The sequence below is a fragment of the Xanthomonas citri pv. citri genome (assembly GCF_000961215.1).
Taxonomy (GTDB): Bacteria; Pseudomonadota; Gammaproteobacteria; order Xanthomonadales; family Xanthomonadaceae; genus Xanthomonas; species Xanthomonas cissicola.
The window spans coordinates 855,526-881,100 of record NZ_CP008998.1 but is presented as its reverse complement, the minus strand read 5'-3'; the positions used below and the strand labels follow the sequence as shown (position 1 = coordinate 881,100).

At 66.0% G+C, this 25,575-nt stretch carries 23 protein-coding genes and 1 other RNA gene; 14 read left to right on the top strand and 10 right to left on the bottom strand.

What is annotated here, in order from left to right; genetic code table 11:
* The first annotated feature begins 175 nt into the window (after positions 1-175).
* A complete protein-coding gene (locus AMD14_RS04305) occupies positions 176-514 on the top strand; it encodes a hypothetical protein (RefSeq protein WP_015462865.1) in 339 nt (112 codons plus the stop codon).
* Positions 515-551: 37 nt separating this feature from the next.
* Here AMD14_RS04305 and AMD14_RS04300 read toward each other — a convergent pair whose 3' ends face one another.
* Both AMD14_RS04300 and AMD14_RS04295 read right to left on the bottom strand, forming a co-directional pair.
* The gene (locus AMD14_RS04300) at positions 552-1,463 is read right to left on the bottom strand and encodes a DMT family transporter (protein WP_011050510.1); all 912 of its coding nucleotides are present in this window, start codon (positions 1,461-1,463) and stop codon (positions 552-554) included.
* Positions 1,460-2,251, bottom strand: a complete 792-nt coding sequence (locus tag AMD14_RS04295) for a PhzF family phenazine biosynthesis protein (RefSeq protein WP_005911005.1) — start codon at positions 2,249-2,251, stop codon at positions 1,460-1,462. Before AMD14_RS04295 ends, AMD14_RS04300 begins: the two co-directional genes overlap by 4 nt.
* A gap of 126 nt (positions 2,252-2,377) precedes the next feature.
* Here AMD14_RS04295 and AMD14_RS04290 point away from each other — a divergent pair, with 126 nt between their 5' ends.
* Entirely contained in the window at positions 2,378-3,778 is a 1,401-nt protein-coding gene (locus AMD14_RS04290) for an aminotransferase-like domain-containing protein (RefSeq protein WP_011050509.1), read from the top strand.
* A 540-nt stretch (positions 3,779-4,318) separates the two neighbouring features.
* On the opposite strand, the gene fghA is transcribed toward AMD14_RS04290, so the two are convergent.
* From fghA to AMD14_RS04255, 6 genes are all read right to left on the bottom strand, one after another.
* Positions 4,319-5,149, bottom strand: coding sequence for an S-formylglutathione hydrolase (gene fghA / locus AMD14_RS04280; protein ID WP_003482586.1), 831 nt, complete (start codon positions 5,147-5,149; stop codon positions 4,319-4,321).
* 58 nt (positions 5,150-5,207) lie between these two features.
* On the bottom strand, positions 5,208-5,783 hold the full coding sequence (gene gfa, locus AMD14_RS04275) for an S-(hydroxymethyl)glutathione synthase (RefSeq protein WP_011050508.1): 576 nt from the start codon (positions 5,781-5,783) through the stop codon (positions 5,208-5,210).
* Positions 5,784-5,851: 68 nt separating this feature from the next.
* Entirely contained in the window at positions 5,852-6,961 is a 1,110-nt protein-coding gene (locus AMD14_RS04270) for an S-(hydroxymethyl)glutathione dehydrogenase/class III alcohol dehydrogenase (protein ID WP_011050507.1), read from the bottom strand.
* 66 nt (positions 6,962-7,027) lie between these two features.
* A complete protein-coding gene (locus AMD14_RS04265) occupies positions 7,028-7,303 on the bottom strand; it encodes a metal/formaldehyde-sensitive transcriptional repressor (RefSeq protein WP_005911021.1) in 276 nt (91 codons plus the stop codon).
* A gap of 327 nt (positions 7,304-7,630) precedes the next feature.
* Positions 7,631-7,963: a hypothetical protein gene (locus AMD14_RS04260; protein ID WP_223293192.1), complete on the bottom strand. Its 333-nt coding sequence runs from the start codon at positions 7,961-7,963 to the stop codon at positions 7,631-7,633.
* 531 nt (positions 7,964-8,494) lie between these two features.
* Positions 8,495-9,595, bottom strand: a complete 1,101-nt coding sequence (locus AMD14_RS04255; RefSeq protein ID WP_005925236.1) for a glycosyltransferase — start codon at positions 9,593-9,595, stop codon at positions 8,495-8,497.
* A 137-nt stretch (positions 9,596-9,732) separates the two neighbouring features.
* On the opposite strand from AMD14_RS04255, the gene AMD14_RS04250 reads away from it, so the two are divergent.
* The gene (locus AMD14_RS04250; protein WP_011050505.1) at positions 9,733-10,452 is read left to right on the top strand and encodes a response regulator; all 720 of its coding nucleotides are present in this window, start codon (positions 9,733-9,735) and stop codon (positions 10,450-10,452) included.
* Positions 10,449-11,963, top strand: a complete 1,515-nt coding sequence (locus AMD14_RS04245; RefSeq protein WP_011050504.1) for an ATP-binding protein — start codon at positions 10,449-10,451, stop codon at positions 11,961-11,963. Before AMD14_RS04250 ends, AMD14_RS04245 begins: the two co-directional genes overlap by 4 nt.
* Positions 11,964-12,155: 192 nt before the next feature.
* Here AMD14_RS04245 and AMD14_RS04240 read toward each other — a convergent pair whose 3' ends face one another.
* On the bottom strand, positions 12,156-13,520 hold the full coding sequence (locus AMD14_RS04240; protein WP_003482597.1) for a glutamate--cysteine ligase: 1,365 nt from the start codon (positions 13,518-13,520) through the stop codon (positions 12,156-12,158).
* A 285-nt stretch (positions 13,521-13,805) separates the two neighbouring features.
* On the opposite strand from AMD14_RS04240, the gene AMD14_RS04235 reads away from it, so the two are divergent.
* Positions 13,806-14,642: a helix-turn-helix transcriptional regulator gene (locus AMD14_RS04235; RefSeq protein WP_005911037.1), complete on the top strand. Its 837-nt coding sequence runs from the start codon at positions 13,806-13,808 to the stop codon at positions 14,640-14,642.
* A 104-nt stretch (positions 14,643-14,746) separates the two neighbouring features.
* Complete coding sequence (locus tag AMD14_RS04230; protein ID WP_015462861.1) at positions 14,747-15,727, top strand: MBL fold metallo-hydrolase; 981 nt, start codon at positions 14,747-14,749, stop codon at positions 15,725-15,727.
* A gap of 242 nt (positions 15,728-15,969) precedes the next feature.
* On the opposite strand, the gene yihA is transcribed toward AMD14_RS04230, so the two are convergent.
* Positions 15,970-16,614 carry a ribosome biogenesis GTP-binding protein YihA/YsxC gene (gene yihA, locus AMD14_RS04225; RefSeq protein ID WP_003482606.1) on the bottom strand — a complete coding sequence of 215 codons (645 nt, stop codon included), beginning with the start codon at positions 16,612-16,614 and terminating at the stop codon, positions 15,970-15,972.
* Between the two features lie 143 nt (positions 16,615-16,757).
* On the opposite strand from yihA, the gene AMD14_RS04220 reads away from it, so the two are divergent.
* From AMD14_RS04220 to betA, 8 genes are all read left to right on the top strand, one after another.
* Positions 16,758-17,555, top strand: a complete 798-nt coding sequence (locus tag AMD14_RS04220; protein WP_015462860.1) for a c-type cytochrome — start codon at positions 16,758-16,760, stop codon at positions 17,553-17,555.
* Positions 17,556-17,648: 93 nt separating this feature from the next.
* Positions 17,649-18,299, top strand: a complete 651-nt coding sequence (locus AMD14_RS04215) for a thiol:disulfide interchange protein DsbA/DsbL (protein WP_003482610.1) — start codon at positions 17,649-17,651, stop codon at positions 18,297-18,299.
* Between the two features lie 91 nt (positions 18,300-18,390).
* On the top strand, positions 18,391-19,209 hold the full coding sequence (locus AMD14_RS04210; RefSeq protein ID WP_011050501.1) for a thiol:disulfide interchange protein DsbA/DsbL: 819 nt from the start codon (positions 18,391-18,393) through the stop codon (positions 19,207-19,209).
* Between the two features lie 49 nt (positions 19,210-19,258).
* Positions 19,259-19,996, top strand: a complete 738-nt coding sequence (locus AMD14_RS04205) for an endonuclease/exonuclease/phosphatase family protein (protein WP_005911045.1) — start codon at positions 19,259-19,261, stop codon at positions 19,994-19,996.
* A gap of 61 nt (positions 19,997-20,057) precedes the next feature.
* A non-coding RNA gene (locus AMD14_RS22770) (sX9 sRNA) lies at positions 20,058-20,134 on the top strand.
* Positions 20,135-20,277: 143 nt separating this feature from the next.
* On the top strand, positions 20,278-22,257 hold the full coding sequence (gene betT, locus AMD14_RS04200) for a choline BCCT transporter BetT (RefSeq protein ID WP_005925222.1): 1,980 nt from the start codon (positions 20,278-20,280) through the stop codon (positions 22,255-22,257).
* A gap of 40 nt (positions 22,258-22,297) precedes the next feature.
* Positions 22,298-23,770 carry a betaine-aldehyde dehydrogenase gene (gene betB / locus AMD14_RS04195; protein ID WP_011050500.1) on the top strand — a complete coding sequence of 491 codons (1,473 nt, stop codon included), beginning with the start codon at positions 22,298-22,300 and terminating at the stop codon, positions 23,768-23,770.
* Positions 23,771-23,891: 121 nt separating this feature from the next.
* Positions 23,892-25,562 carry a choline dehydrogenase gene (gene betA, locus AMD14_RS04190; RefSeq protein WP_011050499.1) on the top strand — a complete coding sequence of 557 codons (1,671 nt, stop codon included), beginning with the start codon at positions 23,892-23,894 and terminating at the stop codon, positions 25,560-25,562.
* The last annotated feature ends 13 nt before the right edge of the window (positions 25,563-25,575 follow it).

The following is a 25,575-nucleotide window of genomic DNA, read 5'->3' as shown; positions in this document are numbered from 1 at the left end:
GTAGAAAAAAGGCGCCGAAAGGCGCCTTTTTTATCTGCGATGTCATCGGACGGATGCTTGGCTGTTGGCTGCTATCGCCGTCCACCTGCGCCTGTGCAGTCGCCTGTTCGCCCGTCGACGGCATGCTCACTTACGCTGCACTACCGTGCCGGCGTCATCCATCTGAGCCTTGCACATGCCTGTCAGCTATTCGATCAGCCTGCCCGATCCCAAGCTCGCCCGCGGTAGCGCGCCCTCGGTGAGCTTCACCGCCAATGGCGCCGAAGCCTTTGCCGAGCAATTGCAGGCGGCGCTGCGCGACTCGGCCTGGTTCGATCGTTGGCGCCAGCTGCAGACCGACCCGGACGAGGTGGACCCCAGCCTGGGCATTACCGACCCGGCCGCCACGGTCACCGGCAAGCAGCACGATCTGCGCATCGACCTGGTCGCCACCACCAGTCTCCCGGGCGAGCTCTTCAAGCAGCGCATGCAGGCACTGGCTGGCTCGCACTGGCAAATGCGCGACGTTCGCTGAAGCTGCATCGCCACGCGCCCTGCGTGGCAGGCCGGGGTCATGTCGTCGTCCCTGCGCGGCGTGGCCATCGCCATTTCAGATTCACCGCCAGCGTGCCGACCACGATCAGCGCCAGCCCCAGCCACTGCACCGGTACCAAGGCGTGGCCGTAGAGCAGGTAATCCAGCAGCAGCGTGACCAACGGGTACACAAACGCCAACACGGCGATCGTGGCCACGTGCAGATGGCGATACGACGAATAGAACAGCACGTACACCACGCCGCTGTGGATCACGCCCAACCCGACCAGCCAGACCCAATGCAGCCCTGGATGCAGCGCCGCACTGCTGGAGAAGCCGGCCAACAGCAGCGTGCCGACCCAGCACTGCACGGTCACGACCGCCAGCGGGCGCTCGCGGCTGATGCGACGCGACATCAGCAGCGATGCGCCGCACAGCAAGGCTGCCAGCAGGGTCAGCGCGATGCCGAGCAGATAGCCGCGATCGGCCGCCTGCCACAGCCGCGCCGGATCGGCGGAGCACGCCACCCCGACGAATGCCAGCAGCGTCCAGCCCAGATCCGCGCGCCGCGTACGTTCGCCCTGTAATACCGCCGCCAGGATGAGCATGACGAACGGGAACACGTGATAGACCATCGTCGCCACGCCGATCGACGAGCGCGCCATGCCGGCGAACAATGCCACCCAGTTGAGCACCAGCAATACACCACTGATGCTCGCATCGCGCAGCAATGCGCGCTCGTGCCACAGACCCCGCAACTGGCCGCCGAACACACCGCACACGGTGAGAAACAGCGCACCGAACAGGCAGCGATAGAACACGGCGGTGACTGGATCCTGCCGGCTTTCATGCACGAACACACCGACCGAGCCGATCAGCACTTCGGCCACCAGCAATTGCCAGACGGCACGGCGCGCTGCGCCGGTAGCAACGGCGACGGCCGCGCTCACAACGCGATCGTCCCATGCAGGTACTGCACCGCGCTGCCGCGCACATAGACATGCGGCCCCTCGACCCGGCAGCCAAGCTCGCCGCCACGCGCCGAAGCTTGCAGTGCGGTCAGCTGCGCCTTGCCCAGGGTCTGCGCCCACAACGGCGCCAACGCCGCATGGATGGAGCCGGTCACCGGATCTTCGGCGCCGCCATTGGCCGGCCAGAAATAGCGCGATACGAAATCGTGGCCGCTGCCGGCCGCGGTCACCGCAACATCCCGCGGCGCCAATGCCAGCATGCGCGTCAGATCCGGCACCACCTCGCGCACCTGGCGCTCGTCCGCGTACACCGCGATGTACGCCTGCCGATTGGCGTAGACCGCCTGCGGCGCGATCGACAAGGCATCGAGCAGGGCCTGCGGTACCGCTGCCACCAAGGCCGGCGCCTGGTTCGGAAAGCGCATCTCGAAGCTGCCGTCGGCAAGCCGTTCCACACCCAGTTCGCCGACCGCGGCCGCACGCAAACGCAGCGGGAACGGTGCGAGTTGCTGGGTGGCGATCACGAACGCGCTGGCCAGCGTCGCGTGACCGCAGAAGCCGACCTCCTTCAGCGGCGAGAACCAGCGGATCGCGAACACGCCATCGGCATCGCGTACGAAGAATGCCGTCTCCGACAGGTTGTTTTCGCTGGCGATGGCCTGCATCAGCGCATCCGGCAACCAGGCCTGCAGCGGCACCACCGCAGCCGGATTGCCCTTGAAGCGGAGCGTGGTGAACGCATCGATGACGAACACGGAAAGCGGCATGACCGGCCTCGCACACAACGGGAACGCCGACACGCGGGCCGGCACAGCAGCAGTGTGCAGCGCTGCCCCCGACCAGTACAGATTCAGATACGCTACAAATCAACCAGTACAGATAAGGCGCCTTCAATGCTCTTGTACGAATCGCTCGCCATGCGGCTGCGCGAGCAGATCGAGCGTGGCACGTTGCGTGCCGGCGAGCGCCTGCCCTCGATCCGGCAGCTGGCCGCCAATCACGGCATCAGCGCGGCCACGGCGGTGCAGGCGTGTCTGCAACTCGAGCGCGAAGGACGCGTCCAGGCGCGACCGCGCGCGGGCTACTTCGTGCGCGCCACGGCCGTTGCATCGCCTGCCGCGCCACCTGCGCCGCGTCGACGCACGCCTGGTATGGTCGATCATCCGGCATTGCAGCGCGTGCTCGACACCGTGGCGCGCACCGACCTGTTGCCGCTGCACACCGCCACTCCTGCGCCGGCCCTGTTACCCGCCGCGCACCTGGCCGCCGCATTGTCGCGTCAGGTGCGGCGCCAGCGCACTGCCGCACTGGATTACGCGCCACCGCAAGGTCACGCCGCGCTGCGGCGGCAAATCGCACAACGCTACGCGCATTGCGCCACCAGCGTGACTACGGACGAAGTGGTAATCACCGCCGGCGCGATGGAGGCCATCAGCCTGGCATTGCGCACACTCACCATGCCCGGCGATGTCGTTCTGGTGGAAACTCCCACGTATCACGGCATTTTGCAGGCGATGGCCGCATTGCGTCTCAAGGTGCTGGAGGTGCCCAACCGCAGCGGCCAGGGGATCGATATCGCGCGCCTGGAGTCGCTACTGCAACGCACGAAGGTGCGCGCCGCCGTGCTGGTGCCCAATTTCAATAATCCCATTGGAAGCCTCACTCCCGACAGCGCCAAGCGCGCCCTGCTCGACAGCTGCGCGCGACATGGCACGGTGGTGATCGAAGACGATATCTACGGCGAGCTCGATTGGTCGGGCCAGCGCCCACGTCCGCTGCGCCACTTCGATACGCATGCCAACGTGATCACCTGCGGCTCGTTCTCCAAGGTACTGGCCCCGGGCCTGCGCGTGGGCTGGTTGCTCGGAGGCGACTGGACCGACGCACTGGTGCGCGCCAAATATTTTTCCACAGTTGGCAGTGCCAGCCTGCCGCAACTGGCGCTGGCCGATTACCTGGCGCATCACGATCTGGAACGCCACCTGCGCAAGCTGCGGCGCACACTGGCCAACAACGGGCAACGCCTGCGCGATGCGATCGTGCGGTACTGGCCACACGGCACGCGCGTCGGCGACCCCGCTGGCGGATTGTCGCTCTGGCTGCAATTGCCCGCAGGCGGCAGCGGCCAGGCGTTGTTCGAAGCGGCACTGACCGAACGCATCGGCACCTCGCCCGGGCATTTGTATTCCAGCCGTGGCGACTACGCCGACCACCTGCGTCTGAGCTGCGGCCAGCCGTGGAGCGACATCCTGGAAGCGGCAATGCGCCGGCTGGGCAAACTGGCTGCACGATGATCGCGTTGAAACGCCGCCCGCGGACGTTCACAGGCATCACGCAGATGGCTGGTTCGCACCGACACTGCGTTGTCCATCAAACTGCGTTTTCGATCAATACGCGACTGCTGCAAAGGGCCGCGCTCGGCGGACTGGCAGAACGACTGCGCTCGCCGCCAGGCGGCTGTGGCCGGCCCTCGGTGCGGCGTGCATCAAGCTTACATGCTGTCGCCCAAGCGCGGCCCATGCGGACGTAACGACGACTCGCAACGTTCTGGCAGCCGCTCCAAAACAGATCCACGTTGCAAAAAACTCCTGGCATCCCAGCGCGCGCGATCGACGCTTTTGATCAGCGGCCACTGGCACGGCGTCGTTTCGCCAACCAGCACCGGCAACACAATGCCCGGCGCGATCATCGCAGCGAAACCCGGAGCCAGCAGTTCGGCGAACGCGGCGATGAGATAGCCAGGGTGCGGCAGCGTACAGGCGCAACCGATGCCTGTGTCATGCAACTCCCAGCTGCGCTGCGCGTCTTTAGGTCATGCACACGAGCGCCTGCACTCACCCACGCAAGGCCGCAGCATGATGCGCAATGTGCTCGCCGATGAAGCTGGAAATGAAGTAGTAGCTGTGGTCATAACCGGGCTGCAGCCGCACCGTCACCGGGTAGCCCGCGGCCTTGGCGGCGCCTTCAAATAGCGCGGTTTTCAGCTGGTTTTGCAGAAATTCGTCCGCATCGCCCTGATCGATCAGCAGCGGCAAACGCTCCTGAGCGTCGGCAATCAATGCGGTGGCATCGTAGGCTTTCCAGGTCGTGCGGTCGTTGCCCAGATACTGGCCAAATGCTTTCTCGCCCCACGGCACCTGGCTGGGCGCCACGATCGGCGAAAACGCCGACACGCTGCGATAGCGGCCCGGGTTCTTCAGTGCGATGGTCAAGGCGCCGTGCCCACCCATCGAATGGCCACTGATCGCACGCGCACCGGTGGTGGCGAAAGTCGCTTCGATCAACGCCGGCAATTCGTTCACCACGTAATCGTACATGCGGTAATGCGCCGCCCATGGCGCTTGCGTGGCATCGACGTAGAAGCCGGCGCCCTTGCCGATGTCGTAACCGTCCGCATCCGCCACATCCTCGCCCCGTGGGCTGGTGTCGGGCGCAATTAGGATCACGCCATGTTCGGCCGCATAGCGCTGCGCGCCGGCCTTGCTGATGAAATTCTGTTCGGTGCAGGTCAAACCGCTCAACCAGTACAGCACCGGCAACGGGCCGTCCGCGGCTTGCGGCGGCAGGTAAACGCCCACCTGCATGCTGCAGTTCAAGGTGTGCGACTGATGCCGATAGACATCCTGCCAGCCGCCGAAGCAGGCGCGGTGTTCGATACGTTCCATGAGATTCCTTACGAAGAGAAAACCCTGCAGCCGGATCGCCGGTTGCAGGGTTGGACCATCAATGCAACAGACCCTTCTTGCGTGCCACATGGGCCGACAGGGCATCCATCAACGCTGGGGAGAGGCAGTCGTAGGGCGGCAACCCCAGTTCGGTCAGACGCGCGCGTACCTCATCCATCTGCTCCGGCGGCGTGCCGGTTTCGATGATCGACGAGACGAACGCGGCAAAGCCCGGTGCCGACCAGCCCTGTTGTTTCGACAACTCGGTGTGCACAAAATCCAGACCGTAGAACGCATGGTCCTTGTTTTCGATCCGCCCGTACAGGTGTACGCCGCAACCGGTGCACGCATGGCGCTGGATCGTCGCGCTTTCGTCGACGATCTTCAACTTTTCCTGGTGGGCGGTGACCTCGACGTTGTCGCGCGGAACCACCGCCACGACCGAGAACTTCGCGCCATCGGGTTTCCAGCATTTACTGCAACCGCAAGCATGGTTATGCGCGGTCTGCGCAGACACCTCGACGGTCACCTTGTCGCTGGCGCAGTGGCATTCAAGCGTGCCGCCTTGAAAACCTTCTGCGCCGCCTCGCGCAACACCACCATCTACCGAAGGATGAATCGACACGCTAGTCATCATGCCCCTCCCGGAGTGTCGGGTACTACGTGCGCGGAAGCGGCCGCGCGCCGCTCCTGGCCGCCTGGTCAGAAATGGATCACGGTGCGGATCGACTTGCCCTCGTGCATCAGGTGGAAGGCCTCGTTGATCTCTTCCAACGGCATGGTGTGGGTGATGAATGGGTCCAGGTCGATCGCGCCCTTCATCGACTGCTCCACCATGCCCGGCAATTGCGTACGTCCCTTGACGCCACCGAAGGCGCTGCCGCGCCATACGCGACCAGTCACCAGCTGGAAGGGACGCGTGCTGATTTCCTGGCCGGCGCCAGCCACGCCGATGATGACGCTCTCGCCCCAGCCCTTGTGGCAACACTCCAGCGCCGAACGCATCACATTGACGTTGCCGATGCATTCGAAGCTGAAGTCCACGCCGCCATCGGTCAACTCGACGATGACCTCCTGAATCGGCTTGTCGTAGTCCTTGGGGTTGATGCAGTCGGTGGCACCCATGCTGCGCGCCAGATCGAACTTGCCCGGATTGGTGTCGATGGCCAGGATGCGCCCGGCCTTGGCCTGTACCGCGCCCTGGATTACCGCAAGACCGATGCCGCCCAGGCCGAACACGGCAACACTCTCGCCGGGCTTGACCTTGGCGGTGTTGTGCACCGCGCCGATACCGGTGGTGACGCCGCAGCCGAGCAGGCAGACCTTCTCCAGCGGTGCCTCCGGGTTGACCACGGCCAGCGAAATTTCCGGCACGACGGTGTATTCGCTGAAGGTGCTGCAGCCCATGTAGTGATAAATAGGCTCGCCGTTGTAGGAGAAGCGCGTGGTGCCGTCGGGCATCAGGCCCTTGCCCTGGGTGGCGCGCACGGCCTGGCACAGGTTGGTCTTGCCGGACAAACAGAATTTGCACTTGCGGCATTCGGCCGTGTACAGCGGGATCACGTGATCGCCGATCTTGACGCTTGTCACGCCTTCGCCGACCTGTTCGACGATGCCGCCGCCTTCATGCCCGAGCACCGACGGGAAGATGCCTTCCGGGTCGTCGCCAGACAGCGTGAAGGCATCGGTGTGGCACACGCCGGTGTGGGTGATGCGGACCAGCACTTCCCCGGCTTTCGGCGGCGCGACGTCGATTTCGACGATTTCCAGCGGCTTGCCGGGCCCAAATGCGACTGCTGCACGGGATTTCATGGGATGACGCTCCTGACGATGAGGTTCGAGGACGGGAGCGCGGCCAGCGCCGACCCGGTGGGAGTTTTATTTGAGGTAGGACCGGACCAGACCGAGCAGGTCCTGCACCCGCTCGGCGCGTTGCGCATCGGATGCGGCGGCGTGCCCGAAATCTTCGCGGATATGCGCTTCAAGCACCTGCGACATCAGCCCGTTCACGGCACCCCGAATCGCGGCGATCTGCTGCAAGACCGGAGCGCAGTCTGCGCCCGCCTGCAGCGCCCGCTCCAGCGCGTCGCATTGCCCGCGCAACCGGCGCACGCGCGCCAGCGCTCGCTTTTTCTCGTGCGGCGAATGCGGCATGACGGCTCCAGCGAAATACTGGGGGGCAGTATATGGATTGTTTCGAAAAAAGCTATGCCCAGCGGCCTGCTGACGGTCGTCTTGTTGAGCGCGATCACCGCCCCTCGTTGGCAGATGGGGGGATGCGCGAGTTGCGCGCTGGCAGCACATGGGTGAAGAGGCCACCTGTAACCGCAGTGCAGCACGCACATTGCGCAGAGGTGGCGACACCTCGCACGCCGCAGACGCGCGAGATACCCAGCACAACGATGGCTGCGGGCCATGACCGCAACACCTGACCCTTCGATCATCCCTACCGTTGCCGATCGCCGATGTGGCGTCCCCGCATCAGCGCGGGGGCTGGAACGGCGGTGGCGGTGGCGGTGGCGGTGGCGGTGGCGGCGGCGGCGGCGGTGGCGGTGGCGGCGGCGGCGGCGGCGGCGGCGGCGGCGGCGGAGCAAATCCTGCGGCATCCAGGCATTCCGCCAGTAGGTCGGGCGGCAGGTCCGGCGAAGGCGCCTGCGGGAACGGCGCTGCGATGCCTTCGGCGGTAGCGCATGCCTGCAACGCTGCGTCGAATTCGGAATCGTCTGGCGGCAGGCCAGGCGGTCCATCTGCTGCATCCGGTGCGTCGAATGCGTCGCCATCGAAGGGCGGCGGCGGTGGGACGCCCCTGTCCACCAGGCAGCCGTCGACGCTTTCCCGATCTTGCCGCTCGGGCGCAGCGCGGTGCGCGAGGTCGGCAGGCGGCGTTGGGACCACATCGTGTTCCGGCGCACAAGCCGGTAACGCATCGATGTTTCTTGCATCCGGCGGTGGCGGTGGCGGTGGCGGTGGCGGTTCACGATGCGCGTAGGGCACAGGCGCATGATGCGCAGCACCGCAGAAATTCGCACAACCTGCCAGGTTGAGCGCTGCGAGTATTGCAGTGGTAACGACAACGCGTGGTGGTGCGTGGACCATCGTGATCTCCCTGGCTGGATGGCACATCTGCGCACGGCATGCAGACGGCGGACGCGGGCTGGGCCGCGCTCGTCCGGGAAGCGTTGCAGCTGACTGTGCTGCGCATTTGCCACCGCGCGCCGCGCGCCGGCGAGGATTGGCGCTTGCCGGCATGCGCAGCGCAGATGCAAGGTGCGTGCAACGCATGCTTCGGCTGACGCGTCGGAAGATGCAGCTGGTCCGACAATGGCGACGCAGATGCCGTCGCTGTCAGTTTTCGACGGCAGCCGGCGCCGCGGCGACCGCAGCGTCCACTGCATGCTCCGGTAGCGAGGCCAGCACCGCAGCGCGAAAGCGCGCGGCAAATGCCGCATCGTTGCCTTGGTAGAACGCGCGTGCGTTGGCCGACAACTGGTCCAGTTGGGCCTGTGGCAATGCCAGGGCGGTTTCCACTGCCTGTGCGATGCCTGCCGCGTCCACGTAGTAATACGATGCCAGACGGCGCTGACGCACCTCGGCCACCGGAATCAGCACCCCGTGTTCGGGCCTGATCAATTCATTCATCGGCTCGCCGTCGGTCGCCAGCGTCACCGCGCCCACGCTTAGCGCTTCCATCAGGTAATGCCCGAACCCTTCGGCCTCTGAGGGGCATAGATGGAACAGATGCGCGTTCTGCATGCGGCGCAGTTCGGCATCGTCCAGATACCCCACGCGGTGGTCGATGTTCGGGGCCACGACCGGTTTGCCGGCGGTGCGCGGGTTCTGCACCACCGTCAGCAGCGGCCACTCCGGATGCCGCTGCCAGGTGTCCAGCAAGACGCGCGTGCCCTTGGCGGTACTGCGCCCGGCCAGGTGGAAGAAAGCGCGCTGACGAAACACGCGTGCGTCGTACCGATCCGGGCTGGTGAAGCCAATGAAGCGTGTGGCGCACCCGAGGCTGCGGAAGATTCGCTCGGCATGGTGGGTCTTGCACAGCACCGCATCGAAGCGCGGCAGCAATGGCAGCCACTTGGGCAGCAGCCACTCCGGGTTGGGCACCAGCAGGTTGATCTGCCCCAGCGGCAGGCAGCGCTTGTACACGCGCTCGGAAAAGATCTGCAGCGGCACCCGCCCGAACAGCATGCGGCTGGCCCACAGGCGCGCCTCGCGCCCAGTGTCGTGCAGGCGCTGACTGGTGAATCCCACTTCCTGCACCGGCACGCCGCCGGCGCGCAGCGTGTCGGCCATCAGCACCATGTCGCGGGTCAGCCCCACGCCGTTGTCGCGACTGATCACCCGCATCATTGGAAATGCCTTGTCATGCACGCACGCGCCAGTACAACGGCATAGTGTCGATGCCGTGGCTTCCTGCGCGATGTCCTGGTCTGTCATGGTGCGTTACACGTGTGCCAATGGTTGACAAATTCGATCATTATGATGCGTGCTCCAGCCCTGCAATTGCGAGCACCATGTATCCGGCAGCCACCACCTTGCGCGGGCCAAGCGCCGCGCCACAGACGATGATCCCTATGGACCTGCAACAACCCTGCGTTCTCGTGGTCGACGACGACCCGGACCTGCGCAAGCTGATCGGCGAATTTCTGAGCGCCCACGGCTACCAGGTGGATATGGCCGAAAACGTGGCGGAGATGCGCTCTGTCATGGCGCAGCGCCGCCCGGACCTCATCGTACTCGACGTGATGATGCCGGGAGAAGATGGGCTGAGTGCAGCGCGCGCCCTGGCCAGCGAGCGCGGTTCACCTGCGGTCATCATGCTCAGCGCGCTGGGTAACGACACCGACCGCATCATCGGCCTGGAAGTCGGCGCCGACGATTACCTCGCCAAGCCCTGCAATCCGCGCGAATTGCTGGCGCGTGTGCGCGCCCTGCTGCGGCGCAGCCAGGCCAGCAACGAACAGGCCGACCAGCGCGGAAACGTCTACGAATTCGCCGGCTGGCGGCTGGACGTGGTACGCCGCGACCTGCGCGACCCTACCGGCATCTTCATCAATCTGTCCGACGGCGAGTTCGCGCTGCTGCGCACCTTCGTCGAACACCCGCAGCGCGTGCTCAGCCGCGACCAGTTGCTGGACTACGCCCGTGGCCGCGACACCGACGTCTACGACCGCGCCATCGACAGCCAGATCAGCCGCCTGCGCCGCAAAATCAATGAGCGCGTCCATACCGAATTGATTCGCACCGTACGCAACGAGGGCTACATGCTGCTGCCGAGCGTCTCGCGCCTGTGAGCAAACCGGCACGGCGCGGGCTGTCGATCTTTGCGCGGACCTTTGTATTGTTGGCGGTGGCCCTGCTCACCGCCCAGGCGGTGGGCATCGCCCTGCTGGTGATGCGTACCCCCGTCTACGAGCCTCCCGTCCATCCGCCGGAAGTGGTGGCGCTGCTCTCCACCCGCATGCCGGCCGGGACCCAGACCCTGAAAGTGCATGAATCGGCGCAAGCCCCGGTGCCGCCGACAGGCCAGGTGCGCGACCCCTTCGCCGAAATGCTGCTTGCGCACTGGCTGGATGTGCCCGAACGCCAGGTGCGGTTCTATCGCAACGCCAATGATCGTGAAGGCCCGCAGCCAGGCATGCTGCCGCCGCAGCGTTGGTCCAACCGGGACCACGCCGGCGACGGCGGTGGCGGTGGCGGTGGCGGGGCGCACGAACGCCTGGGCACGCAACCTCTGCCGCCGTTTCCGGACGACTGGCCGCGCGACAGCCACCCCGCTGCGCTGTCCGGCGACGGGCTGCGGCCGGACGAGTTACCCGGCGCATGGGAAAGCGAGCGCCTGACCCCGGGCGTACCGCTGCTGGACGGGTTCACCGCCGCCCTGCAACAACCCGATGGCCGTTGGCGTACGGTGGAATCGCCGCGTCGACGCCTCTCGGGCGAGTTCAAGACCCATGTCGTGCTGCTGTTCCTGGCCGGCCTGCTGGCCAACGTGCCGCTGGCATGGTGGTTTTCGCGCGCGCTGTCGGCACCGATCAAGCGCTTTGCCGAGGCTGCCGACCGCCTGGGCCGTAATCCCGATGCCGCGGCCCTGCAACGCAGCGGCCCGCCGGAAATCGTGCGCGCGGCCGATTCGTTCAACGCGATGCAGGCGCGCCTGAACCGCCTAATCAACGAACGCACGCACATGGTCGCAGCGATCGCGCACGACTTGCGCACGCCGCTGGCGCGGCTGTCGTTTCGTCTGGATGGCCTGCAACCACCGCTGCGCGACAAGGCGCTGGCCGATATCAACGAGATGAAGGCGATGATTTCCGCAGCGCTGGACTTCATCCAGAACGACCGTCATCGCGGCGAACGCGCGCCGCTGGATCTGCGCTTGCTGGTGGAGAGCGTGGTCGACAACGCCACCGATATCGGCGCCGACGCCGAGCTGCTGCCCGGCCCGGAAATTACCCTGGACGGCGACCCGCTGGCATTGCGCCGCGCCGTCATGAATCTGCTCGAAAACGCGTTGAAATACGGCAAGCGCGCCCGTCTGCAACTGCAGCGCGACGGCGAGGACGGCGTGTTGTGGATCGACGACGACGGCCCCGGCATCGATCCCACCCAGCGCGAACAATTGTTGCTGCCGTTCGTGCGTGGCGAGTCCTCGCGCAATCGCGACACCGGCGGCATCGGGCTGGGCCTGTCGGTGGCGCACAGCATCGTGCTGGCGCACGGCGGCGACCTACGTCTGGACAATCGGCCGCATGGCGGATTGCGCGTGACCGTACGACTGCCCTGCATGCCGGAGCGACGCTGACCTGAGATGGAGTGCGGCCTGCCGAGCCGCGCAAGCGGCAGCTGTGCTGATACGACCCGACACAGCTGTTCCGGCACTAGCCTTGCGCGTGGGGCTACATCGGCTGACGCGGCGACACCGGCGCCGCCAGCCATCACCGACGCCCACCGGATCGCCAGCGCCAACACGCGCTGGCAACCGGCCAAGGCGCGCTCAGTAAGCGAACTCGCGGAACACGCGGTCGATATCGCCGTTCCATGCGCCGTGATACAGCGCCAGCTTGCGTTCGGCAGCGGTGACGCCGCTTTCGGCGATCTCGGCGATCACATCCAGAAAGCCGGTTTCGTCCTGCCCGTCGCGATTCAGGCGTGCGCGGCGACGCAGGCCTTCGCGCGCGATGTTGACCGCCTCCACTGCCAGATCGCGCGCGGTGCCATTGCGGAACGGCAGGCCCAGCGCATGCTTGGGCACGCCGTCGCGCAGCGCGTGCCGCTCGGTCGGGCTGAAATCCTTGACCAGGTCCCAGGCCGCATCCAGCGCGGTCTGGTCGTACAGCAGGCCGACCCAGAACGCCGACAACGCGCACAACCGGTCCCAGGGGCCGGCATCGGCACCGCGCATTTCCAGATACTTCTTCAAACGCACTTCCGGAAATGCGGTGGTCATGTGGTCGGACCAATCGCGCAATGTCGGCAACGCGCCCGGCAGCGCAGGCAGCTTGCCCTGCATGAAATCGCGGAAGCTCTGCCCGCTGGCGTCGTGATACACGCCATCGCGGTAGGAAAAATACATCGGCACATCGAGCAGGTAATCGACGTAGCGGTCGTAGCCGAAGCCGTCTTCGAACACGAAATCCAGCATGCCGGTGCGATCGCCGTCGGTGTCGGTCCAGATGTGCGAGCGGTAGCTGAGATAGCCGTTCGGCTTGCCGTCGGTGAACGGCGAATCGGCGAACAACGCGGTGGCGATTGGCTGCAACGCCAGCGACACTCGGAACTTCTTCACCATGTCCGCTTCGGTGGCGTAATCCAGGTTGACCTGCACCGTGCAGGTGCGCGTCATCATGTCCAGGCCGAGCGAGCCGACCTTGGGCATGTAGTTCTTCATGATCTGGTAGCGGCCCTTGGGCATCCACGGCATCTGGTCGCGACGCCACTTGGGCTGGAAGCCCATGCCCAGAAAGCCCAGCTGCAACTCGCCGGCGACCTGCGCCACTTCGTCCAGATGGGTACCGGTTTCCACGCACGTATGGTGCAGGGTTTCCACCGCCGCGCCGGAGAGCTCCAGCTGTCCGGCCGGCTCCAGCGTGACCGATGCGCCGTCGCGCAGCAGCGCGATGGTGCGGCCGTTTTCCTGGACCGGCTCCCAGCCGAAACGGGTCAGACCGGTCAGCAAGGCCTCGATACCGCGTGCACCGTCGAAAGTGGGCGCACGCAGGTCATCCAACTGGAAGCCGAACTTCTCGTGCTCGGTGCCGATCCGCCAGTCCGCACTCGGCTTCTCGCCGGAAGCCAGCACCTGGGCCAGCTCCGCACGTTCGGTGATCGGCGTTTCGGCAACGTGGCTAGGACTCGACAAGGGCAGGCTCGCAAACGAAAGGGGTGGGACGATGTGGGGATACTCCCCTGCCACCGCAAGGCCCGCACTATAACCGCAGGGCATGGAAAGAATTGCCGCCATCGGCCACGTCTGAGATTTCCATCCATGCGCACTGGGTCGCCGACGCCGCAGCAGGCACGGGCGCGACCGCACCGCCCGATGTCGGGCGTCGCCCCGGGCTGCAGCACGCAGGCATCCACCGGCAGGAGATGCACCAGGTTCGCCCGCGGCCGCGCACCCGCAATCCTGTAGCATCGCCCAGCCATGACCGCTGCACCCACACCCACCGACACCCTGCTCGCGCAGATGACCAGCCTGATGCACTGCGAGCGCGCAGAAGGCTTCGCCTGCGTGAGCGCGCGGCGCGAACATGGGGCCCGTTCGGTGGATCTGATCCAGCCGCAGTTCGCGATTCTGCTGCAAGGCCGCCAGCAGGTGAGCAGCGCGACGCAATCGCTGCAGCTGCTGCCGGGCGATCTGTTTCTGGCGACGCGCCGTTGCCGGATCGATGTGATCAATACGCCCGACCCACAGACCGGGCTCTACATGAGCGCGGTGGTCCCTCTCTGCGAAGAGGCGCTGGCCGCTGCGCGCGCCTTATGGACCGAGCCGCTGCCTGAGGCCGGCGCCGACATTGCACGGTTGCCGGCGATCGATTTCGAGTTGGCGCTGCGGCAATGGCGCGATGCGCTGCAACACGGTCTGTACACCGAAGCACGCCTGGCGTTGGCCGCATTGGTCGTCAATGTCTGTCGTCGCGGCCACGGCGGCCTGCTGCTGCCGCCGGCACCAGGCATCGCCGAGCAGGTACGCGCGCTGATCGCCGCGCAACCGCAGCGGGGGTGGCGCTCGCGCGATATCGAAGACCGCCTGGGCATCAGTGGCGCCACCTTGCGCCGCCATCTGGCCGCCGAACAACGCTCGCTGCGCGAACTGATCACCGACGCGCGACTGGCGCACGCGATGGGCCTGCTCTACAGCACGCGCTGGCCGCTCAAGACCGTGGCCGCGCGTGCCGGCTATCGCTCTACCCGCAGCTTCAGTCAGCGATTCCAGCAGCGTTACGGACTGGATCCTGCCAGCATCGGCAATAGCCGCTAGATCGCCGGAGCGAGCGCTTCGCGCAGCACAATGAGCGAAGCGCGCAGCTCGCTGGCGCCAACATGGCGACATCGCGGCGGTTGCCGCCTGCTCTGGAGTTGCTCATGTCCGTTTCCGCCCTGCGTGGGCTGGCGCCGCTGGTACTCGCCGTCAGCGCCACGCTCGCACACGCCGCTGCGCCCACCTCCCCCCACGCACAGGTTCCCGGCTTTTACCTGCAGCGTATCGGCAGCCTACGCGTGGCTGCCTTGTTCGACGGTCGCGTGGCATTGACGCGGCAAGAGCTGACGAATGTGGACCCGGCCGAGCACGACCGTCTGCTCGCTCACGCTTACGTACCCGAAGACGAGAACGGCGTGCAGACTGCCGTCAACGCATACCTGATCCAGGATGGCAGCCACCTCAGCCTGGTCGACACCGGCACCGCGCAGTGCATGGGGCCCGGCCTGGGTCAGGTGCTGAGTCACTTGCGCGCGGCCGGTTACGACCCTGCCCAGGTCGACGATGTGTTGCTGACCCATGCGCATCCGGATCACCTGTGCGGCCTGCTCGATGCGCACGGCGCACCGGCGTTTCCCAACGCCACGGTGTGGCTGTCCGACGCCGATGCCGCGTACTGGCTGGATCCCGCTTCGGAGGCCGATGCCATGCCGATGGTGCGGTTCGCCTTCCCGTTGGCGCGTGCCGCGGTGGCGCCTTATCTGGCGCAGGGTCGGCTGCGCCGTTTCCAGCCCGGCAAGACCGCCTTGCCGGCCGGCATCACGGCTTTGGACAGCCGGGGTCACACGCCCGGCCACGTGTCCTATCGCTTCGACGGCGGCGCCGGCAACACACTGCTGGTGTGGGGCGATGTCCTGCACTATCACGCCGTGCAGTTTGCCCAGCCGGACGCGTCGTTCGAGGCCGACAGCGATCGCACCCAGGCCATCGCCTCACGCCGTCGCCTGCTGGTGCAGGCAGCCGACGGCCGTTGGTGGGTGGCCGGCGCGCATCTGCCATTCCCCGGTCTGGGTCATGTGCGCCGCGAGGGCAACGCGTTCGCCTGGGTGCCGACCGAATTCGGCCCGGTGCCGGCGACGCCTTGAAGGAGGTCGCCAGCGCAGATCGCATCGCCGCCCGATGCGCTGCGACAACCGGCGCGCAGACCGCGCCGGCACGAGGATCGAGCCGGTTCAGCGCATGAGAACCTGGCCCGCGACCGGTCGCAAGGCGAGCCAGTCGCGGCAGCCCGCTCCCTAGGCGCAACCCGGCCCCTGTGCCCACCGATGCCGCACCTGAAAACGACGAGCCCTGGCTCGCCGTCCTGAACTGCCTGCCGGGGCGGGCGTCATGGCGCCTGGCCCGGTTCACCCTCCGCTGCAGGCGGTGCACCATCCAGGCCCAGCCAGCCACCGACGATCCCGCGCAGTTCGTCCACGCCCTGGCGCGACTCGCCCGAGTAGGTCTGCACGGTCACGCTGTCGCCGAAGCGCGAGGTCACTTCTTTCTTGACCTTCTGCAGGGTCTGCATCTGCTGGCCACGGCCGAGCTTGTCGGCCTTGGTCAGCAAGCCGTGCGCGGGCAGGCCGCGCTCGGCGGCGTAACCGAGCATCTGCAGGTCGTAATCCTTCAGTGGGTGGCGGATATCCATCACCACCACCAGCCCGCGCAAGGCCTCGCGGGTGCGGAAATAGCGGTCGATGAAGGCCTGCCAGTGCGCCTGCAGGTCCTGCGGCACCTTGGCGTAGCCATAGCCGGGCAGGTCCACCAGGTAGCGCTCGGGCTGGATCTGGAAGAACACCAGCTGCTGGGTGCGGCCGGGCGTCTTGGACACGCGCGCCAGCGCGTTCTGGCGGGTCAGCGCATTGAGCGCGCTGGATTTTCCGGCGTTGGAGCGGCCGGCAAAGGCCACCTCGTAGCCGCCATCGTCGGGCAATTGCCGGGCGTTGTGGGCGGACAGGTGGTAGCGGGCTTGTTCGATAAGGAGCGACATCCCCTTAGGATCGCACGTTCGGGCCTGGCCGTTTTGCTGCACTGTTCGTTGACCCTGGCGCAAAGGCGTGTCGATAATCGAAGCACGCCTGCCACTGCCAGTACCCAACGCGCGCGGGCCGGGTCCATACGGAGCTTTAGCTGATGCGCCATGCTCGTGTGCTAGTCCTCGCCGCCCTCGCCGTCCCGGTCATTGCGGCCGTGGCGTTTGCGCAATCGGCAGTCACGCCGATCCCCGATCCGCCGCCGGTGCGCGTTGCGCCGCTGGAGGTGGACCTGGCCAAGACCACCTGGGGAGATGCCAAGGCCGGCCAGACCAAGGCGGCTGCCTGCGCAGCCTGCCATGGGCCGGACGGCAATCCGGCAGTGGCGATGTACCCGCGCATTGCCGGGCAAACCGAGCGCTACGTCGCGCATCAGGTGGCGCTGATTGCCAGCGGCGAGCGTAATACCGGCATGTCGGCGGTGATGGTGCCCTTCGTCAAGGACCTCACCGCCCAGGACATGCGCGATCTGGGCGCCTATTTCGCCACCCAGAAGGCCTCTGCCGGTGTCGCCGACGACGCGGCGATCGCCGAGGGCCCCTACCAGGGCATGAAGTTCTACGAGGTCGGCGAAAAGCTCTACCGCGGCGGCGACATCGCCCGCGGTGTGCCGGCCTGCATGGCCTGCCATGGGCCGTCCGGCAGCGGCAATCCGGGCCCGGCCTATCCGCGCCTGGGCGGACAGCACGCCGAGTACGTGGCGCGGCGCCTGAAGGAATACCAGGCCGGCACCACCCAGGAGCGCAATCCAGCGCTGTTCAATATCATGGCGCAGGTGGCGCATCCGCTGACCGAGCAGGAGATCCAGGCGCTGGCCAGCTACCTGCAAGGCCTGCATGATCGTGCCGACGACGCGGCAGCGGCGCAGCCGCCTGCAGGAGCGCCCGCACGTTCGTGAGCTGATCCCTGCCGTCGCCACACCGCTTCACGACGCCGGTCCCGCGACCGGCGTCGTCGTTTACCGCTCGCCCCTCGCCCCCACGGAGCCCGCATGAAATTGCTTTCCCGTCTGCCCCTGCTGTTGTTGTTGCTGTTGCCGCTGGTGGCCTGCGCCGCCGACAAGAACGCCGCGCCGGTCGAAGGCGAGGACTACACCCTGATCGACGGCGGCCAGCCGTACGCCCCGCTTGCCGGCAAGGTCGAAGTGACCGAAGTCTTCGGCTACACCTGTCCGCACTGCGCGCATTTCGAACCGGTGCTGGAAGCCTGGGTGGCCAAGCAGCCGGCGTATGTGCGCTTCACCCCGGTGCCGGCGGCCTTTGGTGGCTTCTGGGACGCGTTCGCACGCGCCTACTTCGCCGCCGACATCCTGGGCGTGGCCAAGCGCAGTCACCGCGCCATGTTCGACGCCATCCATGAAAAGCAGACCGTGCCCACCCAGAACGTGGCGCCGGAAGAACTGGCCGCGTTCTACGCCAGTTACGGCATCCCGCAGCAGCGCTTCATCGAGACCTACAAGAGCGAGGCGGTGGATGCCAAGCTCAAGGCCGCGCGCGAGTTCGCGCTGCGCAGCAAGATCCCCGGCACACCGGCCATCATCGTCAACGGCCGCTACCTGATCGGCGCACGCAATTACCCGGACATGCTGCGCATTGCCGACTACCTGATCGCCCGCGAGCACGCCGCGCCGGCCAAGCGCTGAACCGCATAACCGCCAGCGACGGCCGCGCGTGGCATCATGCGCCCCGCGGCCGTCCGGCCCTTTTCTCGCCCCACGCTGGAGATCCAATCCGATGAAGACCCGCTTCGCCCTGACGCTGATGGCGCTGTTGCCGATCCTGGTCGCCTGCAAGGCGCAGGACGGTTCGTCCGACACCGCACCTGCCGCCACCACCCCAGCTGCCGAAACGGCGCCCGCCCCTCCTGCTGTCGCTACCCCGGCCGCAGACCCCGCCGCTCCGCCTGCAGTCGGCGAAAGCGCCACCACTCCGCCGCCCGCCGCCCCCAGCGCTGCCCCGCGCGCACCGAATGGCCCCGAGCCGGTCGCCGGCACCGATTATCTGGACATCGACGGTGGCCAGCCCTATCAGCAGGCCGCCGGCAAGATCGAAGTGGCCGAAGTCTTCGGCTATGTCTGCCCTGCCTGCAACGCGTTCCAGCCGCTGATCGGGCCATGGAAGGCGGGTCTGCCGTCGGACGTGCATTTCGTCTATGTGCCGGCCATGTTCGGCGGCCCGTGGGATGACTACGGCCGCGCCTTCTATGCTGCCGAGACGCTGGGCGTGCAGGAAAAGACCCACGAAGCCTTGTACAAGGCCATCCACGTCGACCAGACCCTCAAGGGCGAGCGCGGCAAGGATTCGGTGCAGGACATCGCCGCGTTCTACGCCAAGTACGGCGTGGACCAGAAGACCTTCATCGACACCATGAGCAGCTTCGGCGTCTCGGCCAAGACCAACCGCGCCAAGCAGTTCGCCACCCGCAGCAAGATCACCGGCACCCCGTCGCTGATCGTCAACGGCAAGTATCTGGTCAAGGGCCAGAGCTTCCCGGACATGCTGCGCATTGCCGATCACCTGATCGCGCGCGAACGCGCCACGCTGGCCAAGTGAGTCGCGCGAACGCAACGTCGTGAACGCTTCGGACTCGCGCACCCTGCGGGTGCTGACCGCCAATATCCAGGCTGGCTCCAGCACCCGCCGTTACAGCGACTATGTGACGCGTAGCTGGTCGCACGCGTTGCCGCTGGGCAGCAAGCGCACCAGCCTGGACAGCATCGCCAAGCTGGTCGGCGAACGCGACATCGTCGGCCTGCAGGAGGCCGACCCCGGCAGCCTGCGCTCGGGTTTCACCAACCAGACCCACTATCTGGCCGAGCGCGCCGGCTTCGATTACTGGAGCCACCAACCCAACCGTCGCATGGGTGGGGTGGCCTCCAGCGCCAACGGTTTGCTGAGCAAGCTCGAACCGGTAGAAGTGCAGGACCATGCCCTGCCCGGCCGCATCGGCGGACGCGGCATCCTGCTGGCGAAATTCGGTGAGGGCCGCGATGGCCTGGCCGTGGCGGTGGCGCATCTGTCGCTGGGCGCCAATTCGCGCATGGCGCAGCTGGCCTTCATCGCCGAACTGTTGTCCGACCATCCCAACGCCATGTTGATGGGCGATTTCAATTGCATGGCCGATCGACCGGAGATGCAGTCGCTCTATCGCCATACCCGTCTGCAACCGCCGAGCTGCGACGTGCACACCTTTCCCAGCTGGCGTCCAGACCGGGCGATCGACCACATCCTGGTCAGCGACAGCCTGGTGATCGAACATACCGAAGCGATTCCGGCCGCGTTTTCAGATCATCTGGCAGTGGGGATGGATATCCGCGTACCAAAGCAATTGCTGCGTTAAGAGCAGCCAACAGAACTCCTGCGCAGCCGCCAGGCGGGCGCGGCCGGTGCTCGGAATCCTCTTGTATCACTCGTCCACTCCAGTTCTGAGCGCGCCGCCCACACCCACCTAACGGCTGCTCGCCACGTTTTGTCGGCCACTCCGAACAACCGGAAAAGTGACGCCCGGTTCGCATTGGCGAACTCGACCGCTGACGCCCCCTCGACACCGCCTGTGCGATAACGCAGGCGGTTTTTCGTTGGGAGCGCAGCACGTGATATGCAGCGTATGAGTGTGTCGCCATGAGTGCGACAGCGCCGCACATCTTGCCGGTACGCACCCTGCGCCCGGTGTTCGTACTGGCTGCCACTGTCGTGTGCACGTTTGCCTTGCTGGTGTCGTTGTTTCCGCTGGAATCAGGACGTGTGCTGCTGGATGCGCAGACCTGGGCGTCGCGCAATGTCGGCTGGTACTACCTGCTGGCGACGACGCTGTATCTGGTGTTCGTGCTGGCCACGGCCCTGTCCAGCTACGGCAACATCAAGCTCGGCGCCGATCACGACGAGCCGGAATTCAGTTACCTCTCCTGGGCCGGCATGCTGTTCGCCGCGGGCATCAGCATCACGCTGTTCTTCTTCTGCGTTTCCGAGCCGCTTACGCATTATCTGCAACCGCCACAGGGCGGCACCGGCAGTGGCGAAGCCTCCGCACGCCAGGCGATGCAGCTGCTGTTCCTGCATTGGGGCCTGCATGGTTGGGGCGTGTTCGCGCTGGCGGCCATGGCGCTGGCGTATTTCGCCTTCCGCCACAACCTGCCGCTGGCGCTGCGATCGGCGTTGTATCCGCTGATCGGCAAACGCATCAATGGGCCGATCGGCTACACCGTGGATGCGCTGGGCATCGTGGCCACCGTGTTCGGCCTGGGCGCTGACATGGGCTTTGGCGTGCTGCATCTCAACGCCGGCCTGAGCACCTTGATGGACGTGCCGCATACGCACTGGGTGCAGGTGGCGCTGATCGTGGCGATGATGGGCGCGGCCATTGTGGTGGCGGTCTCCGGCGTCGAAAAAGGCGTGCGCTGGATGTCGGACATCAACATGCTGCTGGCCATGGCGCTGCTGTTGTTCATGCTGTTCGCCGGCCCGACGCAGTACCTGCTCAATGCGCTGATGCAAAACCTGGGCGACTACCTGGGCAGCGTGGTCAACAAGAGTTTCGACGTGTATGCCTATGGTGGCCGCGCCGATTGGCTGGGCGACTGGACGGTGTTCTATTGGGCCTGGTGGATCGGTTGGGCGCCCTTCGTCGGGCTGTTCATCGCGCGCATCTCGCGCGGCCGCACCATTCGCGAATTCGTGTTGGGGGTGTTGCTGATCCCGCTCGGGTTTACGCTGGCATGGCTGTCGATCTTCGGCAACAGCGCGCTGGATCAGCTGCTGCATCACGGCCAGACAGCATGGGCGCAGCAGGCCATCGATGCGCCGCAGACCGTGTTGTATGCGTTGCTGCAGCGTTACCCGTGGAGCCGCACGGTCATCACGGTCACGGTGGCGATCAGTTTCGTGTTCTTCGTGACCTCCGCCGATTCCGGCACGGTGGTGTTGTCCACGCTCTCCTCTCACGGCGGTGAACCGCACGACGACGGCCCGCGCTGGCTACGTGTGTTCTGGGGCGTACTCACTGCCGTGGTCACGGCAGGCCTGTTGCTGGCCGGCAGCATGGACGCACTGAAATCGGCGGTGGTGCTGGCCTCGCTGCCATTCTCTGCAGTGCTGCTGCTGATGGCCTGGGGCCTGTCGCGCGCACTCAGCGAAGAATCGCAGCGCAAACGCGCGCAGCTTTACAGCCCCAGCCCGTTGATCGGGCAATCACGCCATCACGGCGGCTGGCGTCAGCGGTTGGGCCAGGCGATGCACTTCCCGGCGCGCGATGAGGTGTATCGCTTCATGCACGACCAGGTGCGCCCGGCGATCGAAGCGGTCACCGCACAACTGCAAGAGGAAGGCTGGAAGGTGAGCAGCCGCATCGACGACGGCGACATGGAAATCAGCGTCGATCACGGCGAACAGCAGGGCTTCCGCTATCAAATCGTGATGCGCGGGTATCTCACTCCGTCGTTTGCCGCGCAGCGCTTCCGTAACCAGCGCTACTACCGCGCCGAGGTCTACCTGTACGAAGGCAGCCAGGACTACGACCTGGTGGGCTACAGCCGCGAACAGATCATCAACGACATCATCGATCAATACGAACGTCACCTGCAGTTTCTGCATCTCACCCGCTAAAGGTGCGTCGCTGCGGCGACCGTCCCACAGGAGGTTTGTCATGCCACGTTTCCCCGACCAGTTGCTGTATATCGGCGGCCGTTATGTTCCCGCCCGCGGCGGCCACACGCTCGAAGTGGTCAACCCCGCTACCGGCGAGGTGCTGGCCAACGTGCACAACGCCGGCGTCGACGATCTGGATGCCGCCGTCGATAGCGCGAAGGCAGGCCAGCAACGATGGGCAGCCCTGACGACGGTGGAGCGCTCGCGCATTCTGCTGCGTGCGGTGGCGTTGCTACGCGAACGCAACGATGCACTGGCGCAATTGGAAACGCTCAACACCGGCAAGCCGCTGAGCGAGACACGCAGCGTCGATGTGGTCACCGGTGCCGACGTACTGGAGTATTACGCTGGCGTTGCGCAGGCGCTGCAGGGTGCGCAAGTGCCCCTGCGCGAAGGCAGCTTCTTCTACACGCGCCACGAACCGCTGGGCGTTGTGGGTGCGATCGGCGCGTGGAATTACCCCATCCAGATCGCACTGTGGAAAGCCGCGCCCGCCCTGGCCGCCGGTAACGCGATGATCTTCAAACCCAGCGAAGTCACCCCGCTCACCGCGCTGAAACTGGCCGAAATCTTTACCGAGGCCGGCCTGCCCGATGGCGTGTTCAACGTGTTGCCCGGCGATGGCGCCAGCGTGGGCACTGCGCTCACCGAGCATCCGCAGATCGAAAAGATCAGTTTCACCGGCGGCACCGCCACCGGCCGCAAGGTGATGGCCAGCGCATCGAGTTCGTCGCTGAAGGAGGTGACCATGGAACTGGGCGGCAAGTCGCCGCTGATTGTCTGCGCCGATGCCGATCTGGACGTGGCTGCCGACATCGCCATGATGGCCAACTTCTACAGCTCCGGGCAGGTGTGCACCAACGGCACGCGCGTGTTCGTGCCGCGCGCCTTGCGTCACGCATTCGAAGCGCGCCTGCTGGCCCGCGTGCAACGGATCCATATCGGCGACCCGCTCGATGAGCGCACCACCTTCGGTCCGCTGGCCAGCGCCGCGCATATGCAGCGCGTGCTGGAGCATATCGAACAGGGCAAGGCAGAAGGCGCACGTCTTCTATGCGGCGGCGAGCGCCTGCAAGATGGCGCACTGGTGCAAGGCTATTACGTGGCGCCGACCATCTTCAGCGATTGCACCGATGTGATGACCATCGTGCGCGAGGAAATCTTCGGACCGGTCTTGAGCCTGCTCACCTACGACGACGAAGACGAAGCGGTGACGCGCGCCAACGCCACCACGTATGGGCTGGCTGCAGGCGTGGTCACGCCGGACCTGGCGCGTGCACACCGGCTGATCCATCGCCTGGAAGCGGGCATCTGCTGGGTCAACACCTGGGGCGAGTCGCCGGCCCCGATGCCGGTGGGCGGCTACAAGCAGTCGGGCGTGGGGCGCGAAAACGGTTTGGCGACCTTGCAGGCCTACACGCGCACCAAATCGGTCCAGATCGAACTGGAACGTTACGCGTCGGTGTTCTGAGGGCGGGGAGCCGGCGCTGGCAGGCGCGGCGGCAGCGACGCGATCGCTTCCCGCGCGCACGCCCGCGTCTGCGCCATCCGCCTCGATCGCCACCGCACCGTTACCGCATCAGGAGAACACCATGCAACGCGAATACGACTACATCATCATCGGTGCCGGCTCGGCAGGCAACGTGCTGGCGGCACGCCTGACCGAAGATCCCGGCGTGACCGTGCTGCTGCTCGAAGCGGGCGGGCCGGATTACCGGGTGGATTTCCGCACGCAGATGCCGGCAGCATTGGCCTTCCCGTTGCAGGGGCGCCGCTACAACTGGGCCTATGAAACCGAGCCGGAACCCTACATGGACAACCGGCGCATGGAATGCGGTCGCGGCAAGGGCCTGGGCGGCTCGTCGCTGATCAACGGCATGTGCTACATCCGCGGCAATGCGCTCGACTTCGATCATTGGGCCAAGCGCCCCGGCCTGGAGGACTGGAGCTACCGCGATGTGCTGCCGTACTTCCGCAAGGCAGAGACGCGCGATATCGGCGCCAACGACTATCACGGTGGCGACGGTCCGGTGAGCGTGGCAACGCCGAAGAACGACAACAACGTGTTGTTCCATGCCATGGTCGAGGCAGGCGTACAGGCGGGCTACCCGCGCACCGGCGATCTCAACGGCTACCAGCAGGAAGGCTTCGGACCGATGGACCGCACGGTGACGCCACGCGGGCGCCGCGCCAGCACCGCGCGCGGCTACCTGGACATGGCCAAGCCGCGCGATGGCCTGCATATCGTCACCCACGCCACCACCGATCGCATTTTGTTTGCAGGCAAGCGCGCCATCGGCGTGCATTACCTGGTGGGCAACAGCAGCGAAGGAATCGATGCGCATGCGCGCCGCGAAGTGCTGGTGTGCGCAGGTGCGATCGCCTCGCCGCAGCTGCTGCAACGCTCCGGCGTGGGCGCACCCGATCTGCTGCGCGCCCTCGATGTGCAACTGGTGCACGATCTGCCCGGTGTGGGCCAGAATCTGCAGGACCACCTGGAGGTGTATATCCAGTATGCGTGCACCAAACCGGTCTCGCTGTATCCGGCACTGCAATGGTGGAACCAGCCGGCGATCGGCGCGCAATGGTTGTTCGCCGGCACCGGTACCGGCGCCAGCAATCAGTTCGAAGCCGGCGGCTTCATCCGCACGCGCGAGGAATTCGACTGGCCCAACATCCAGTACCACTTCCTTCCGGTTGCCATCAATTACAACGGCAGCAATGCGGTCAAGGAGCACGGCTTCCAAGCGCACGTCGGCTCGATGCGCACACCCAGCCGCGGGCGTGTGCACGCCAAGTCGCGCGACCCGCGCCAGCATCCTTCGATCCTGTTCAACTACCAATCCACCGACCAGGACTGGCAGGAATTCCGCGACGCGATCCGCATCACCCGCGAGATCATCGCGCAACCGGCGCTAGACGCTTACCGCGGCCGCGAGATCAGCCCCAGTGCGGACTGCAAGACCGATGCGGAGCTGGACGCATTCGTCCGCTCTCGCGCAGAAACCGCCTATCACCCCTCCTGCTCCTGCGCGATGGGCACCGACGCCATGGCGGTAGTCGACGGCCAGGGCCGGGTGCACGGCATGGAGGGTCTGCGCGTGATCGACGCCTCGATCATGCCGCGCATCATCACTGGCAACCTCAACGCCACCACCATCATGATTGCCGAGAAAATCGCCGACCGCGTTCGCGGTCGTACCCCATTGCCGCGCAGTACCGCCGATTACTACATTGCCGGCGATGCCCCTGTGCGCGGGTGACTTTTCTACGGGT

Excerpts from the sequence above, each read along its gene's own strand:
- AMD14_RS04305 (WP_015462865.1), top strand. The coding sequence starts at position 176 with ATGCCTGTCAGCTATTCGATCAGCCTGCCCGATCCCAAGCTCGCCCGC.
- AMD14_RS04295 (WP_005911005.1), bottom strand. The coding sequence starts at position 2,251 with ATGCCGCTTTCCGTGTTCGTCATCGATGCGTTCACCACGCTCCGCTTC.
- AMD14_RS04290 (WP_011050509.1), top strand. The coding sequence starts at position 2,378 with ATGCTCTTGTACGAATCGCTCGCCATGCGGCTGCGCGAGCAGATCGAG.
- fghA (WP_003482586.1), bottom strand. The coding sequence starts at position 5,149 with ATGGAACGTATCGAACACCGCGCCTGCTTCGGCGGCTGGCAGGATGTC.
- gfa (WP_011050508.1), bottom strand. The coding sequence starts at position 5,783 with ATGACTAGCGTGTCGATTCATCCTTCGGTAGATGGTGGTGTTGCGCGA.
- AMD14_RS04270 (WP_011050507.1), bottom strand. The coding sequence starts at position 6,961 with ATGAAATCCCGTGCAGCAGTCGCATTTGGGCCCGGCAAGCCGCTGGAA.
- AMD14_RS04265 (WP_005911021.1), bottom strand. The coding sequence starts at position 7,303 with ATGCCGCATTCGCCGCACGAGAAAAAGCGAGCGCTGGCGCGCGTGCGC.
- AMD14_RS04255 (WP_005925236.1), bottom strand. The coding sequence starts at position 9,595 with ATGACAGACCAGGACATCGCGCAGGAAGCCACGGCATCGACACTATGC.
- AMD14_RS04250 (WP_011050505.1), top strand. The coding sequence starts at position 9,733 with ATGGACCTGCAACAACCCTGCGTTCTCGTGGTCGACGACGACCCGGAC.
- AMD14_RS04235 (WP_005911037.1), top strand. The coding sequence starts at position 13,806 with ATGACCGCTGCACCCACACCCACCGACACCCTGCTCGCGCAGATGACC.
- AMD14_RS04230 (WP_015462861.1), top strand. The coding sequence starts at position 14,747 with ATGTCCGTTTCCGCCCTGCGTGGGCTGGCGCCGCTGGTACTCGCCGTC.
- yihA (WP_003482606.1), bottom strand. The coding sequence starts at position 16,614 with ATGTCGCTCCTTATCGAACAAGCCCGCTACCACCTGTCCGCCCACAAC.
- AMD14_RS04220 (WP_015462860.1), top strand. The coding sequence starts at position 16,758 with ATGCGCCATGCTCGTGTGCTAGTCCTCGCCGCCCTCGCCGTCCCGGTC.
- AMD14_RS04215 (WP_003482610.1), top strand. The coding sequence starts at position 17,649 with ATGAAATTGCTTTCCCGTCTGCCCCTGCTGTTGTTGTTGCTGTTGCCG.
- AMD14_RS04210 (WP_011050501.1), top strand. The coding sequence starts at position 18,391 with ATGAAGACCCGCTTCGCCCTGACGCTGATGGCGCTGTTGCCGATCCTG.
- betT (WP_005925222.1), top strand. The coding sequence starts at position 20,278 with ATGAGTGCGACAGCGCCGCACATCTTGCCGGTACGCACCCTGCGCCCG.
- betB (WP_011050500.1), top strand. The coding sequence starts at position 22,298 with ATGCCACGTTTCCCCGACCAGTTGCTGTATATCGGCGGCCGTTATGTT.
- betA (WP_011050499.1), top strand. The coding sequence starts at position 23,892 with ATGCAACGCGAATACGACTACATCATCATCGGTGCCGGCTCGGCAGGC.